This window comes from Bartonella capreoli (genome assembly GCF_902813205.1).
Taxonomy (GTDB): domain Bacteria; phylum Pseudomonadota; class Alphaproteobacteria; order Rhizobiales; family Rhizobiaceae; genus Bartonella; species Bartonella schoenbuchensis.
This window is the reverse complement of record NZ_CADDZX010000062.1, coordinates 1-924: the sequence shown is the minus strand read 5'-3', so window position 1 is coordinate 924 and position 924 is coordinate 1. Positions and strand designations below refer to the sequence as shown.

Sequence of the window (924 nt, the reverse complement as noted above, 5' to 3'; positions counted from 1 at the left end):
GTTTGTGGAACTTCACTTGCTCTTATGGATGCTGGTGTTCCTCTGGCACGCCCAGTTGCAGGTATTGCTATGGGCTTGATTAAAGAAGGTGAACGCTTTGCTATTTTGTCAGATATTTTAGGAGATGAAGATCATCTTGGAGACATGGATTTTAAAGTAGCGGGAACAGAAAATGGTATTACTGCCTTACAAATGGATATCAAAATTGATGGTATTACCGAAGAAATTATGAAAATCGCACTTGAACAAGCTAAAAGCGGTCGAATTCATATTCTTAATGAAATGAGCAAAGCCTTAACCAGTGCACGTGCTGAACTCAGCGAATTTTCTCCCCGCATTGAAGTTATGAATATTGCCGTTGATAAAATTCGCGATGTTATCGGCTCTGGTGGTAAAGTCATTCGAGAAATCGTTGAACAAACTGGAGCAAAAATCAATATTGAAGATGATGGAACAATTAAAATTGCTTCTGCCGATGCTAAAACCATTGAAGCAGCAAAGCACTGGATTCATTCTATTGTTGATGAACCTGAAATTGGTGCTATCTACCAAGGAACAGTGGTGAAAACTGCAGAATTCGGTGCATTTGTAAATTTCTTTGGCTCACGTGATGGACTCGTTCATATCTCTCAACTCGCGTCAGAACGCGTCATAAAAACAACAGATATTGTTAAAGAAGGCGATAAAGTTTGGGTTAAATTAATGGGCTTTGATGAGCGGGGTAAAATTCGGTTATCCATGAAAATCGTCGATCAACAAACTGGTGAAGAAATTACAGGTGATAGATCGATAAAAGAAGAACAAGAAAAGTGCATAGATGAAAAAAATAAATCTGAAAACAAACGCCGTCGTAAGAAAAAAGAAGAGTGATCTTTCTTTTTGTCATGAAATGTCATCCATAATGTTAGAATGATATTTTTTCTT

General features: G+C 37.6%; 1 protein-coding gene. It reads left to right on the top strand.

Features of this window, described 5'->3' with window-relative positions:
* Positions 1–870: S1 RNA-binding domain-containing protein (locus J7R05_RS07285; protein WP_208541770.1), on the top strand; the 870-nt coding region annotated here is incomplete at its 5' end.
* Between the last annotated feature and the right edge of the window lie 54 nt (positions 871–924).